Origin of the sequence: Serratia sp. szju (assembly GCF_044594185.1) — a bacterium.
GTDB classification, from domain to species: Bacteria; Pseudomonadota; Gammaproteobacteria; order Enterobacterales; family Enterobacteriaceae; genus Serratia; species Serratia bockelmannii.
Genome location: NZ_CP172576.1, coordinates 472579 through 486564, shown reverse-complemented (window position 1 = coordinate 486564; position 13986 = coordinate 472579). Strand labels below are relative to the sequence as shown.

10 protein-coding genes are annotated in these 13986 nt (G+C 59.7%); 6 read left to right on the top strand and 4 right to left on the bottom strand.

From position 1 onward, the window contains the following. The first annotated feature begins 56 nt into the window (after positions 1–56). From mazG to RE418_RS02430, 6 genes are all read left to right on the top strand, one after another. Positions 57–851 (top strand): nucleoside triphosphate pyrophosphohydrolase, encoded by a 795-nt coding sequence (gene mazG, locus RE418_RS02455; protein ID WP_089180568.1) that lies wholly within the window; start codon positions 57–59, stop codon positions 849–851. Between the two features lie 351 nt (positions 852–1202). Beyond that, positions 1203–2840 (top strand): glutamine hydrolyzing CTP synthase, encoded by a 1638-nt coding sequence (gene pyrG, locus RE418_RS02450; protein ID WP_004932674.1) that lies wholly within the window; start codon positions 1203–1205, stop codon positions 2838–2840. An 81-nt stretch (positions 2841–2921) separates the two neighbouring features. After that, complete coding sequence (gene eno / locus RE418_RS02445) at positions 2922–4217, top strand: phosphopyruvate hydratase (protein ID WP_025301599.1); 1296 nt, start codon at positions 2922–2924, stop codon at positions 4215–4217. A 286-nt stretch (positions 4218–4503) separates the two neighbouring features. Next, positions 4504–5694, top strand: a complete 1191-nt coding sequence (locus RE418_RS02440; RefSeq protein ID WP_025301600.1) for an FAD/NAD(P)-binding oxidoreductase — start codon at positions 4504–4506, stop codon at positions 5692–5694. Further along, complete coding sequence (locus RE418_RS02435) at positions 5691–6095, top strand: hypothetical protein (protein ID WP_080271238.1); 405 nt, start codon at positions 5691–5693, stop codon at positions 6093–6095. The genes RE418_RS02440 and RE418_RS02435 overlap by 4 nt, the downstream gene beginning before the upstream one ends. A gap of 30 nt (positions 6096–6125) precedes the next feature. Then, positions 6126–7322 (top strand): methionine gamma-lyase, encoded by a 1197-nt coding sequence (locus tag RE418_RS02430; protein ID WP_025301602.1) that lies wholly within the window; start codon positions 6126–6128, stop codon positions 7320–7322. 37 nt (positions 7323–7359) lie between these two features. Here the strand turns inward: RE418_RS02430 and RE418_RS02425 are convergent, their stop codons facing one another. From RE418_RS02425 to RE418_RS02410, 4 genes are all read right to left on the bottom strand, one after another. Further along, on the bottom strand, positions 7360–8754 hold the full coding sequence (locus RE418_RS02425; protein ID WP_089180569.1) for an amino acid permease: 1395 nt from the start codon (positions 8752–8754) through the stop codon (positions 7360–7362). Positions 8755–8856: 102 nt separating this feature from the next. Beyond that, entirely contained in the window at positions 8857–10392 is a 1536-nt protein-coding gene (hutH, locus tag RE418_RS02420; RefSeq protein ID WP_025301604.1) for a histidine ammonia-lyase, read from the bottom strand. Next, the gene (hutU, locus tag RE418_RS02415; RefSeq protein WP_025159649.1) at positions 10389–12080 is read right to left on the bottom strand and encodes a urocanate hydratase; all 1692 of its coding nucleotides are present in this window, start codon (positions 12078–12080) and stop codon (positions 10389–10391) included. The genes hutH and hutU overlap by 4 nt, the downstream gene beginning before the upstream one ends. Before the next feature lie 375 nt (positions 12081–12455). Continuing rightward, entirely contained in the window at positions 12456–13796 is a 1341-nt protein-coding gene (locus tag RE418_RS02410) for an aromatic acid/H+ symport family MFS transporter (RefSeq protein WP_025301605.1), read from the bottom strand. Positions 13797–13986 lie beyond the last annotated feature (190 nt).

Sequence of the window (13986 nt, the reverse complement as noted above, 5' to 3'; positions counted from 1 at the left end):
ATCCATGAACTCTGCGGGCGCTCCCCTGCGCCCCCATTCTTTCTCAGAGATTTTTTATGACCCAATCCACTCCGCTGCAGCGTCTGCTGAACATCATGAAAACGCTGCGCGACCCGCAGCTCGGCTGCTCGTGGGACCGCAAGCAAACCTTCGCCACCATTGCGCCTTATACGTTGGAAGAGACTTACGAAGTGCTGGACGCCATCGAACGGCAGGACTACGCCGATCTGCGCGACGAGCTGGGCGACTTGCTGTTCCAGGTGGTGTTCTACGCCCAGATGGGGCAGGAGCAGGGGCTGTTCGATTTTGATGAGGTGTGCACCGCCATCAGCGACAAGCTGGAGCGCCGACATCCGCACATCTTCGGCGACGCCGAGGGCGGAGACAGCGAAGCCGTGGCGGCGCGCTGGGAGCAGCTGAAGGCCGGCGAGCGCGCCGAAAAAGCGCTGCACTCGGTGCTGGACGACATTCCACAGGCGCTGCCGGCGTTGATGAAGGCGCACAAGATCCAAAAACGCTGCGCCTCGGTCGGCTTCGACTGGAACACGCTGGGGCCGGTGCTGGACAAAGTGTATGAAGAGATCGACGAAGTGATGCACGAAGCCCGCCAGGCGGTGGTCGATGAGAGCAAGCTGGAAGAGGAGATCGGTGATCTGCTGTTCGCCACCGTGAACCTGTCGCGCCATTTGGGCCACAAGGCCGAGAACGCGCTGCAGGCGGCGAACCGCAAGTTCGAACGCCGCTTCCGGGAGGTGGAGGCGATCGTCCAGCAACGCGGGCTGCGGCTTGAAGACGCCACGCTGGAGCAGATGGAAGACGCCTGGCAGCAGGTGAAGCGCAAGGAAAGTTGAATCGCTGCAACGACAATGTTGATCGCAAACAAGGTTCACTCAGGCTGAAACGGTTAAGCTTACGGTCAGGTCACAGGCGCAGGGCTGCAGTCGGCAGCAAAAGGCCAACAAACTGAAATCTAAGGCGTTTTATCGCTCGATAGGGGCGGTAAAAAGAAATTTTCTCCGCTAACTCTTTGTATTTCCTAGAGGGTTTAGGCGGCGCCGGCGGAGTAAACCCTGATGAACACGGGAGGGCGGCCGAGATGATGGACAGCAAAACGATCGTTTGTAGGTCAGGAGAGGTTCGGGTATACTACTTTCCCGTCCTGGTTCTTCCATCGTCTTTAAACCTAAACTCTCAGGTTCAGCATGACAACTAATTATATTTTTGTGACCGGCGGGGTCGTATCCTCTCTGGGTAAAGGCATTGCCGCAGCCTCTCTGGCGGCTATTCTTGAAGCCCGTGGCCTCAACGTTACCATCATGAAACTGGACCCGTACATCAACGTGGATCCGGGCACCATGAGCCCGATTCAGCATGGGGAAGTTTTCGTCACCGAAGACGGCGCAGAAACCGATCTGGATTTGGGTCACTACGAGCGCTTCATCCGCACCAAAATGTCGCGTCGCAACAACTTCACCACCGGCCGCATCTACTCCGACGTGCTGCGTAAAGAACGCCGCGGCGACTATCTGGGCGCGACCGTGCAGGTCATTCCGCACATCACCAACGCGATCAAAGAACGCATCATCGAAGGCGGCGAAGGCCACGATGTGGTGCTGGTGGAAATCGGCGGCACCGTCGGCGATATCGAATCGCTGCCGTTCCTCGAAGCCATCCGTCAGATGGCGGTGGAAGTGGGCCGCGAGCACACCCTGTACATGCACCTGACGCTGGTGCCTTACATGGCGGCGGCGGGCGAAGTGAAAACCAAGCCGACCCAGCATTCCGTAAAAGAGCTGCTTTCCATCGGTATTCAGCCTGATGTGCTGATTTGCCGTTCCGATCGCGCGGTTCCTGCTAACGAACGCGCGAAAATCGCGCTTTTCTGTAACGTGCCGGAAAAAGCGGTTATCTCTCTGAAAGACGTTGATTCTATTTATAAAATCCCAGGCCTATTGAAATCTCAGGGGCTGGACGATTATATTTGTAAACGATTCAGCTTGAACGCACCGGAAGCCAACCTGGCCGAATGGGAACAGGTGATCTACGAAGAAGCCAATCCGGGCGGCGAAGTGACCATCGGAATGGTCGGCAAATACGTTGAGCTGCCGGATGCCTACAAGTCGGTGATCGAAGCGCTGAAACACGGCGGGCTGAAAAACCGTCTGACCGTGAACATCAAGCTGATCGACTCGCAGGACGTAGAAACCCGCGGCGTGGAAGTGCTGAAAGGGCTGGATGCGATCCTGATCCCGGGCGGCTTCGGCTACCGCGGCGTGGAAGGCAAAGTGATGACCGCGCGCTATGCGCGCGAGAACAACATTCCTTACCTGGGCATTTGCCTGGGCATGCAGGTGGCGTTGATGGAGTTCGCTCGCAACGTGGCCGGCATGGAAAACGCCAACTCCACCGAGTTTATGCCAGACTGTAAGTACCCGGTGGTGGCGTTGATCACCGAATGGCGCGACGAAGACGGCAACGTCGAAGTGCGCAGCGAAGAAAGCGATTTGGGCGGCACGATGCGCGTAGGTGGCCAACAGTGCAACCTGAGCGACAACAGCCTGGTGCGTCAGCTGTACGGCGAACCGACCATTGTCGAGCGTCATCGTCACCGTTACGAAGTTAACAACATGCTGTTGAAGCAGATCGAAGCCGCAGGGCTGCGTGTCGCCGGTCGTTCCGCCGACAACAAGCTGGTCGAGATCATTGAACTGCCGAATCACCCGTGGTTTGTAGCCTGTCAGTTCCACCCGGAATTTACGTCTACGCCGCGTGATGGGCATCCGCTGTTCGCCGGCTTCGTGAAAGCCGCAGGCGAGCATCAGAAGCGCCAGGTGAAATAAAATATTTGGTGGGCGGCGCGCGGTGAGAACCGCGCGCTGTTTGTCTGGAGTTTTAGTTTAACTTGTACTGAGGAAAACCTAATGTCCAAAATCGTTAAAGTCATCGGTCGTGAAATCATCGACTCCCGCGGTAACCCGACTGTTGAAGCCGAAGTTCATCTGGAAGGCGGTTTCGTCGGCTTGGCTGCCGCGCCGTCAGGTGCTTCTACCGGTTCCCGCGAAGCGCTGGAACTGCGTGACGGTGACAAGTCTCGTTTCCTGGGTAAAGGCGTACTGAAAGCCGTTGCTGCAGTAAACGGTCCGATTGCTCAGGCAGTACTGGGTAAAGATGCCAAAGACCAGGCGAACATCGACAAGATCATGATTGATCTGGACGGCACCGAAAACAAATCCAACTTCGGCGCCAACGCCATTCTGGCGGTTTCCCTGGCAGCAGCGAAAGCGGCCGCAGCCTCTAAAGGCATGCCGCTGTATGAGCACATCGCTGAACTGAACGGCACCCCAGGCAAATTCTCCATGCCACTGCCGATGATGAACATCATCAACGGCGGCGAGCACGCTGACAACAACGTCGACATTCAGGAATTCATGATTCAGCCGGTTGGCGCGAAGACCCTGAAAGAAGCGGTGCGCATCGGTTCTGAAGTGTTCCACCACCTGGCGAAAGTTCTGAAAGCCAAAGGCATGAACACCGCCGTGGGCGACGAAGGCGGCTACGCGCCAAACCTGGGTTCCAACGCCGAAGCGCTGGCCGTTATCGCTGAAGCGGTAAAAGCGGCGGGCTACGAGCTGGGCAAAGACGTTACTCTGGCGATGGACTGCGCGGCTTCCGAATTCTACAAAGACGGTAAATACGTGCTGGCCGGCGAAGGCAATAAAGCCTTCACTTCCGAAGAGTTCACTCACTTCCTGGAAGAGCTGACCAAACAGTACCCAATCGTGTCTATCGAAGACGGCTTGGATGAATCTGACTGGGCGGGCTTCGCTTACCAGACCAAAGTGCTGGGCGACAAAATTCAGCTGGTGGGCGACGACCTGTTCGTGACCAACACCAAGATCCTGAAAGAAGGCATCGAGAAAGGCATCGCTAACTCCATCCTGATCAAATTCAACCAGATCGGTTCTCTGACCGAAACGCTGGCTGCAATCAAGATGGCGAAAGACGCTGGTTACACCGCGGTGATCTCTCACCGTTCCGGTGAAACCGAAGACGCGACCATCGCCGACCTGGCGGTAGGGACTGCGGCTGGCCAGATCAAAACCGGCTCCATGAGCCGTTCTGACCGCGTTGCTAAATACAACCAACTGATCCGTATCGAAGAAGCGCTGGGTGACCGTGCGCCATTCAACGGCCTGAAAGAAGTTAAAGGCCAGTAAGTTCGACCGATTCGGTTGTTAAATAAAAACCCGCTGCGGCGGGTTTTTTTGTGGCTATAACCGATATATTAACCAGTAGTTATTTATTAAAAACGGTAGTTTTTAACGGGGTAAATTTATTCCGATATCTCTCTTTCCCGTTTTTATATTCCCATTTTATTTGCTTTATAACTATTCGTTACTAGACTGCCAATAAGGCAGTTTATTTCTCGCCGTTCTGCCGTAGAACTTCATCATCACCATACCTTAATACTGCCGGCTTGCTGGCCGGTTGAGCGGGGGCTTGATGCGACAGCGAATCATCATTATCGGCGGTGGAACCGGCGGCACCATCCTGGCCAATTTATTGGCCGCAAAATTACACCAAGAGATTATTAATAATAAAGTCGAGTTATTAATGATATCGGATTCGCCGCTGCATTATTACAAGCCGGCGTTTATGTATGTGGCGTTCAATGCTTTTTTCAAGCAAGAGCTCACGCGTTCACAGCGGAGTTTATTGCGGCCTGAAATACAGTTTATTGTTGATAAAGCGCAATCTTTCGATTTAAAACAGCGAAGTATAGCTACGCAAAGCGGTAAAATTTATTCCTATGACTTTCTGGTCTTTGCTACCGGCTGTGTCCCTTGGCCAGAACGCATCGAAGGATTGGCGCAGGCGGGCGATCATTTTTATCAGTATCAGGCCGCCAGGCGGCTGGCGCATAAGCTGGCGACGATCGAAAAAGGCCGAATTTTCATCACCGTGTCCTTCCCCGAAACGCCCAACGTGCCCCATCAGTGCGGCATTGCGCCGATCGAAACCACCTTGATGCTGGACGACTACCTGCGGCGGCGCGGCGTGCGCAAGGCGGTAGAGATTGTGTACACCTACCCGACCATTTCCCAACTGCTGCGCAACTGCCTGTTTTTGCAGCGGCCGACCGGCGAAGCGCTGCCCGCCATTTTTGCCGCGCGCGACATTCGCCACCAGCGTGGGTTTACCCTCAGCCGGGTAGACGCCCAGCGTAACATCGCCTATTCCGCCGAAGGGGAAGAACAGCCGTTCGACATTCTGATGGCAACGCCGCCGATTCGCGCAGTCGAGGCGGTGCGCAATACCGGGTTGAGCGAGAGTCAAAACGGCGAAGGCTGGCTGCCAACCGATCATCAAACGCTGCAGGTCTACGGCCAGCAGGGCGTATATGTGATCGGCGATACCGTGGATTTGCCGGTCAGCAAGGCCGGCGGCTCTTGCCATAATCAGGCGCCGGTCATTGCCGACAACATCGTGGCGGAAATGCGGCTGGGCCAGCCCGTGAGCCATTACGATGGCAAGGTGCAGGCGGTCGCGCAAATGGGGCTGAATGCCGGCATGCCGCTGGTCTACGACTACCGGCATGACGTACTGCCAACGCCCGCCACCAAGGTAGGCGGCATGCTGCGTAATGGGTTTAACCGCGGCCTTTACTGGGCCACGGTAAGGGGGCTGATATGACGGAAAGCACGGTGCATGCGGCGGACCTGCAATCATTGGCGGCGTTGCTCGAGAAATTGCAGCCGCTGCTGGCGGGCGGGCGGTTGGATAACGTGGTCGATCTGTTGTCGCTGTTGTCGGACGTGGTGGATATCGCCGACAACGCGCTGGTGGAGAAACTGGCCGGCGTGTTTGAAGGGCTGGTTACGGTCGGTTGGGAGGGGGGGACTGCGTTGCAGATGGCGCACAGCGAGCTGCAATTGAATCCTCCGCCGGCCAGTTTTCGCGCGCTGTACGCCTTGCTGAAGCAGCCGGATACCCTGCTGGGGTTGACGCTGCTGCTGCGTACTTTACAAATCATCGGCCAGCGCACGCGAGACAGCGCATTGCCGCCGGCCCTTTCGGATGAATCAACGAATTAAGCTTCACCCACTCAGGTAAGGAGTTGTGTTATGTCCGCTACAGCAGTTGGCCACGACTTTGCCACCCGGGCTATTCATTACGGCTACGATCCGCAGCGGTATCAGGGGGCACTGTCTCCGCCGGTGTTTATGAGCTCTACGTTTGCTTTTCCCACCGCGGAATACGGCGGTGCCTGCTTTGCCGGCACCGAGCCGGGGTACTTTTATTCGCGCATCGCCAATCCGACGTTAACCCTGCTCGAGCAACGCATCGCCAACCTGGAGGAGGGGGAGGCGGCGGTGGCGTTCGCTTCCGGTATGGGGGCGATCACCGCGTGTTGCTGGACGCTGCTCAGACCGGGCGATGAGCTGATTGTCGATGAAACCGTCTATGGCTGTACCTTCAGCTACTTTCATCATGGCTTGGCACGCTTCGGCGTCAAGATAACCCACGTTGACCTGACCCGGCCGGAGCGGCTAGCGTCGGCCATGGGTCCGCATACCCGACTGGTGTATTGCGAAACCCCGGCCAATCCCAATATGCGCTTGGTCGATATCGCCGCCGTAGCGGAGATCGCCCATCGGCATCAGGCGCTGCTGCTGGTGGACAATACCTACTGCACGCCCTATCTACAGCGGCCCTTGGCGTTAGGTGCCGATATCGTGGTGCACTCGGCGACCAAGTACCTCGGCGGGCACGGCGATCTCTTGGCCGGGATAGCGGTGACGCGCCAGGCGTTGGCCGAGGCGATCCGTCTGGAGGGGCTAAAGGACATGAACGGGGCGGTACTGTCGGCGCAGGATGCCGCGCTGGTGCTGCGTGGGATGAAAACCTTGCCGCTGCGCATGGAACGTCATTGCGATAACGCGCAGCGCCTGGCAGAGATGTTGGCGGAGCATCCGGCGGTCGAGCGGGTGTATTACCCCGGCCTGGCGAACTTCCCGCAGCATGCGTTGGCGCAGCGGCAAATGGCGCGCCCCGGCGGCATGCTGGCGTTTGAACTGCGGGGCGGCATGCGTGCAGGCATTCGCTTCCTCAATGCGCTGCAGCTCATTTTGCGCGCGGTCAGCCTGGGCGATTGCGAAAGCCTGGCGCAACACCCGGCCAGCATGACGCACTCGGCCTACACGCCGGAAGAGCGGAAACGGCACCACATCAGCGAGGGGCTGGTGCGGCTGTCCGCCGGGCTGGAGGCGTTTGACGATCTGCAGGCCGATATCCTGCAGGCGCTGGCGCAAGCGCAATAAAAAAACCCGCCGCAGCGGGTTTTATCAACAGCGGGCGTTACATCTGTTGCGTCGCCGCGGTCACCGGCGAGCCGCCGCCTTTTTTGCGCACCCACAGCCAGTAAGCCACGGTGAGTAAAGCGATCCACACCAGCCCGACGTACAGCGCGATGCGGCTCTCTTCGAAGTAGCCGAGCAGGCCGATGACGAACGCCATAAAGGCGGTCGCCAATGCCGGCGCCACCGGCCACCACGGCACCGGGAAGCTCAACTGACGAGTTTCTTCCGGCGACAGCGTGCGGCGCATGACGATCTGCGACAGCAGGATCATCAGCCACACCCAGACGGTGGCGAAGGTGGCGATCGAGGCGATGATCATGAAGACCTTCTCCGGGATCAGGTAGTTGAGCACCACCGCCAGCAGCAGGGCGAGTGACATCACCAGCACCGTCATCCACGGCACGCCGCTGGCGGTCAGTTTGGTGAAGCTGCGCGGCGCCTGGCCGTCCTGCGCCATGCCGTACATCATGCGGCCGGCGCCGAAGATGTCGCTGTTGATGGCCGAAATGGCCGCGGTGATCACCACCACGTTCAGCACGTTGGCGGCGGAACTGATGCCAAGGTTGCTGAAAATCTCGACGAACGGGCTGCCGTTCTGGCCGATACTGTTCCACGGATAGATCGCCATCAGCACCGTCAGCGTCAGCACGTAAAACAGCAGGATGCGCACCGGTACGGCGTTGATCGCCTTCGGCAGCACTTTGGCGGGGTCTTTCGCCTCGCTGGCGGTAATGCCGATGATCTCGATGCCGCCGAAGGCGAACATCACCACCGCTAATGACGCGACCACGCCGCCGAAGCCGTTAGGCATAAAGCCGCCGTGTTGCCACAGGTTGCTGATACCGGTGGCGTGTTGGGTTTGCCCGAAACCGAACAGCATCACCGCCGCACCGCCGACGATCATCGCCACGATGGCGGCGACCTTGACCAGCGACAGCCAGAACTCCAGCTCGCCGAAGACCTTGACGCTGCACAGGTTGAGCGCGCCAATAAACAGGATGATGCTGAGCACCCAAACCCACTGAGCGACGTCCGGGAACCACAGCCCCATATAGATGCCGAAGGCGGTGACGTCCGCCAGGGCGACGATCACCATTTCAAAGGTGTAGGTCCAGCCGGTGAGGAACCCGGCCAGCGGGCCGAGGTAGTGGCTGGCGTAGTGGCCGAACGAGCCGGAAACCGGCTGGTGTACCGCCATTTCACCCAGCGCGCGCATCACCATGAACACCGCCGCGCCGCCCACCAGGTAGGCCAGCAGCACGGCCGGGCCGGCCAGCTGGATGGCGCCGGCGGAGCCATAGAACAGGCCGGTGCCGATCGCCGAGCCGAGAGCCATGAAACGGATATGCCGCGCGTTTAGTCCGCGTCTGAGTTGTGTCGTTTCGTTACGCATGTTGTTTCCCGTTAAGTGTTTGCCGAACAGGCACGCGCTGCCCGCGCCGGGTGGAATGCACCCGGCGGGGCAGAACAAACTGCGTGATTCAGTGTGTGATGATTATGCCTGGCTAGGCAGCAGCGCCGCAGGCAGCAGCGATGTCAGGTGACCGGCCGCCAAAAGTTGGCTGGCGGCTTCAATGTCGGGGGCGAAGAAACGATCCTTGTCGTAGAAACTGACATGCTCGCGCAGCAGACGGCGCGCCTGCTCCAGACCTTCCGAGGTCTTCAGGCCGTTGCGGAAATCCAGGCCCTGGCAGGCGGCCAGCCATTCGACCGCCAGAATGCCGCGCACGTTGTCCGCCATGCTCCACAGGCGGCGACCGGCGGCCGGCGCCATGGAGACGTGGTCTTCCTGGTTGGCGGAGGTCGGGATGCTGTCGACGCTCGACGGATGCGCCAGCGCTTTGTTTTCGCTGGCCAGCGCCGCGGCGGTGACCTGGGCGATCATGAAGCCGGAGTTCACGCCGCCGTTTTCCACCAGGAACGGCGGCAGTTGCGACATGTGTTTGTCCATCATCAGCGAGATGCGGCGTTCGGACAGCGAACCGATTTCGGCAAACGCCAGCGCCAGGTTATCGGCGGCCATCGCTACCGGTTCGGCGTGGAAGTTGCCGCCGGACAGCACGTCGCCCTGTTCGGCGAACACCAGCGGGTTATCGGAGACGGCGTTGGCTTCGATTTCCAGCACCTCGGCGGCCTGGCGGATCTGCGTCAGGCAGGCGCCCATCACCTGTGGCTGGCAGCGCAGGGAGTAAGGATCCTGCACTTTTTCACAGTTGCGGTGCGAGTCGGAGACTTCGCTGCGCGCGCCGAGCAGGTGGCGGTAGGCGAGGGCGGCGTCGATCTGGCCGCGCTGGCCGCGCACCTCGTGGATACGCGCATCGAACGGGCTGCGAGAGCCCAGCGCCGCTTCCACCGTCAGACTGCCCGCCACGGTCGCCGCGGCGAACAGATCTTCGGCATCGAACAGGCCGCGCAGCGCGAAGGCGGCGGAGACTTGGGTGCCGTTCAGCAGCGCCAGGCCCTCTTTCGCCGCCAGCGTCAGCGGTTTCAGGCCGGCTTTGGCCAGCGCTTCGGTCGCCGGCAGCCATTGGCCCTGATGGCGCGCCTGGCCTTCGCCCAGCAACACCAGGCTCATGTGCGCCAGCGGCGCCAGGTCGCCGGAGGCGCCGACTGAGCCTTTCAGCGGAATATGTGGATAAACTTCGGCGTTGACCAGCGCGATCAGCGCCTGAATGACTTCCAGACGAATGCCGGAGAAGCCGCGCGACAGGCTGTTGATCTTCAGCACCATGATCAGGCGCACCAGGTTGTCGTCGGTCGGCTCGCCCACGCCGGCGGCGTGTGACAGCACGATCGAACGCTGCAGGTTTTCCAAATCGTCGCGGGCGATGCGGGTCGAAGCCAGTAGGCCAAACCCGGTGTTGATGCCGTAAGTGGTGCGGTTTTCTTCAACGATGCGTTCCACGCAGGCCACGCTCTGTTGGATAGGGCCGTAGGCGTTGTCGTCCAGCGTCAGCGTCACCGGATGTTGATACACGTCGCGTAGCTGGGCCAGCGTCAGTTTGCCCGGGCGAATAGTCAGCGCTTTCATGCTTTTTCTCCTTGGGTCGCGGCAACCATCGGCAGGTTCAGGCCTTGCTCGCGGGCGCAGTCGATAGCGATATCGTAACCGGCGTCGGCGTGACGCATGACCCCGGTAGCCGGGTCATTGTGCAAGACGCGGGCGATGCGCTCGGCGGCCTCGTCGGTGCCGTCGCAGACGATCACCATGCCGGAGTGTTGGGAGAAGCCCATGCCGACGCCGCCGCCGTGGTGCAGGGAAACCCAGGTGGCGCCGCTGGCGGTGTTCAGCAGGGCGTTCAGCAGCGGCCAGTCGGAAACCGCATCGGAACCGTCTTTCATCGCTTCGGTTTCACGGTTCGGGCTGGAAACGGAGCCGGAATCCAGGTGGTCGCGGCCGATGACGATCGGGGCGGACAGTTCGCCGCGGCGTACCATCTCGTTGAACGCCAGGCCCAGCTTGGCGCGCTGGCCGAGGCCAACCCAGCAGATGCGCGCCGGCAGGCCCTGGAAGCTGATGCGCTCGCGCGCCATGTCCAGCCAGCGGTGCAGGTGTTCGTCATCCGGGATCAGCTCTTTCACCATGGCGTCGGTTTTGTAGATGTCCTGCGGATCGCCGGACAGCGCCGCCCAGCGGAACGGCCCGATACCGCGGCAGAACAGCGGACGGATGTAGGCCGGCACGAAGCCCGGGAAGTCGAAGGCGTTGTCGACGCCGGTTTCTTTCGCCATCTGGCGAATGTTGTTGCCGTAGTCGAAGGTTGGCACGCCCATCTGCTGGAACGCCAGCATGGCTTTGACGTGATCGGCCATCGACTGCTTGGCGGCGGCGACCACTTTGGCCGGCTCGGTTTGCGCGCGCTGGCGATACTCTTCCCAGCTCCAGCCCTTCGGCAGGTAGCCGTTCAGCGGATCGTGGGCGCTGGTCTGGTCGGTGACCATGTCCGGGCGCACGCCGCGGCGCACCAGCTCAGGCAGGATTTCCGCTGCGTTGCCGCACAGAGCGATGGAGATGGCTTTGCCTTCTGAGGTGTATTTCTTGATGCGGGCCAGCGCGTCGTCCAGATCTTTGGCCTGCTCATCGACGTAGCGGGTTTTCAGACGGAAATCGATGCGGCTCTGCTGACATTCGATGTTCAGCGAGCAGGCGCCCGCCAGCGTCGCGGCCAGCGGCTGCGCGCCGCCCATGCCGCCCAGACCGGCGGTCAGCACCCAGCGCCCCTGCAGGCTGCCGTCGTAGTGCTGGCGGCCCGCTTCAACGAAGGTTTCATAGGTGCCCTGAACGATGCCCTGGCTGCCGATGTAGATCCAGCTGCCGGCGGTCATCTGGCCGTACATCGCCAGGCCTTTGGCGTCCAGCTCGTTGAAGTGTTCCCAGGTTGCCCAGTGCGGCACCAGGTTGGAGTTGGCGATCAGCACGCGTGGCGCGTTGCTGTGGGTTTTGAAGACGCCGACCGGTTTGCCGGACTGCACCAGCAGGGTTTCGTCTTCTTCCAGCGTTTTCAGGGTTTCGACGATCTTGTCGTAGCAATCCCAGTCGCGCGCGGCGCGGCCGATGCCGCCGTACACCACCAGCTCGTGTGGGTTCTCCGCAACTTCAGGATCGAGGTTGTTCATCAGCATGCGTAACGGCGCTTCGGTCAGCCAGCTTTTTGCGTTTAATTGTGTGCCGCGTGGCGCGCGTACATCGACATTGCGAACTTTGTTATTTGTAGTCACAGCAGTTTCCTCAAACAGTATCGGTGCAGATTCCATGCCGCGGTGGGGATGAGTACCACGGCATAACAATGCATAGGGCTTATTAACATATACTTGTATGTACAAGCATATGCAACACTGACCAGTTGCCGCTGAAAAGTGGCATAAGAAAAAGTTATTTTCTTTTTATATCAGGTTGATATGCGATTTTTTATCGCCGGTCTCAGGTACGGAAAGCCGGAGAAAAGTGAGCTGTTCGGCAAAAATGAATTAAAATTGACTCATTTTTGGGCGACTAGTCACAATATTTTTACAGTCTGATTACAGTTGACGGCGGAGAATAAAAAAGCCCTATCACCGCAGGAAGAAAGCCCGCCGTGGGCGGGCTTGCAAGGGTCAGGCGGCCGGCTGCAGCGTCGGTTTGCGGCTCATCTTGCACACCGTGGCGATGGCGGCGATCAGCGCCGGCACGCACAGGAACATCAGGATGCTCTGCACTTCCCACTGCATGGCCAGCAGTTGGGCGCCCATCATGGTGCCGGCGACGCCGCCGAAGCGGCCGATGCCCTGCATCCAGGCGATGCCGGTGGCGCGGCTGTGGGTCGGGTAGAATGTCGCCGCCAGCGTTTGCAGCCCGGACTGCGCGCCGTTCATGGTGACGCCCATCAGGAAGATGAAGGCGCCTAGCAGCACGATCTGTTTATCCTCGGTGGCCATCGCCACGATCAGCAGGGCGGTGACGACAAAGCCGCTCGAGACCACTTTGTGCGCATTCCAGCGGTCCATCAACCAGCCGGCCACCAGGATGCCCAGCGTGCCGCCGAAGGTGAACAGCGAGGTGAGCATCGCCGATTGCTCCAACTGATAGCCCAATCCCTGCATCAGGATTGGCATCCAGCTCAGCAACACGTAGTAGATCACCAGCCCCATAAAGTAGGTCAGCCACAGCATCAGCGTGCCGAGCAGGTAAGGGCGGCTGAACAGCAGGCCGACGCTGGTCTTGGTCTGCGCCAGCTTCTCTTCGTACAGATAAAAACGCGTCACGCCGTCGAGGCTCCGGCTAACGAAGCGCTGCGCGATGCGCTTGATCTTCGCCGCATCCTGGCCGCGGTTAACCATATATTTAACCGACTCCGGCAGCAGCAGGATCAGCAGAACCGTCAATACCAGCGGCGCAATGGCGCCGAGCAGCAGCACACTGTGCCAGCCGTAGCTCGGGATCAGCCACGATGAAATGGCGCCGCCGCCGGCTGCGCCCAGCGGAAAGCCGCAGTACATGGTGTTGATCGCCAGCGAACGGCAGCGCTGCGGCGCGTATTCGGAGATCAAGGTAATGGCGTTGGGCATCGCCGCCCCCAGCCCAAGGCCGGTGAGGAAGCGCCACAGCGTCAGGCTGTTGAGCGAACCGGCGTAGGCGGTGGCCAAACTCGACAGGCCGAAGAACAGGCAGGAAAACACCAGCACGCGCTTGCGGCCGATGCGGTCGGAGATCGGCCCGGCGATCAGCGCGCCGAGCGACAGCCCCAGCAGCGCGGCGCTCAGCACCGGCCCCAGATCCTGTTTGACGATGCCCCAGTCTTTGGCGACCGAGGGGGCGATATAGCCCATGGCGGCGGTATCGAAACCGTCGATGGCGAGGATCAGGAATCCGAGAATGATCAGGGTCCAGTGAAACAGCGAAAACTTGCTGTCGTCGATGGCCTGTTGAATGTTTAACTCGCTGGTGGAATGAGTCATGGCACCCTCTAAACGCAGATGTAGTCGTGATGGAACGTGGCCGAAACTGGCGCTCGGCTTGTGTTTGCTTGTATATACATCTGCGCGTCAGCGCTTTATGTCAAATATAATTATCTTATTTGTTAACTGCGTGTTGTTTTCTGTGGAGCAGGTTGCACCGCCGATGAAAGGCCAAAGACCGGTTAACAAA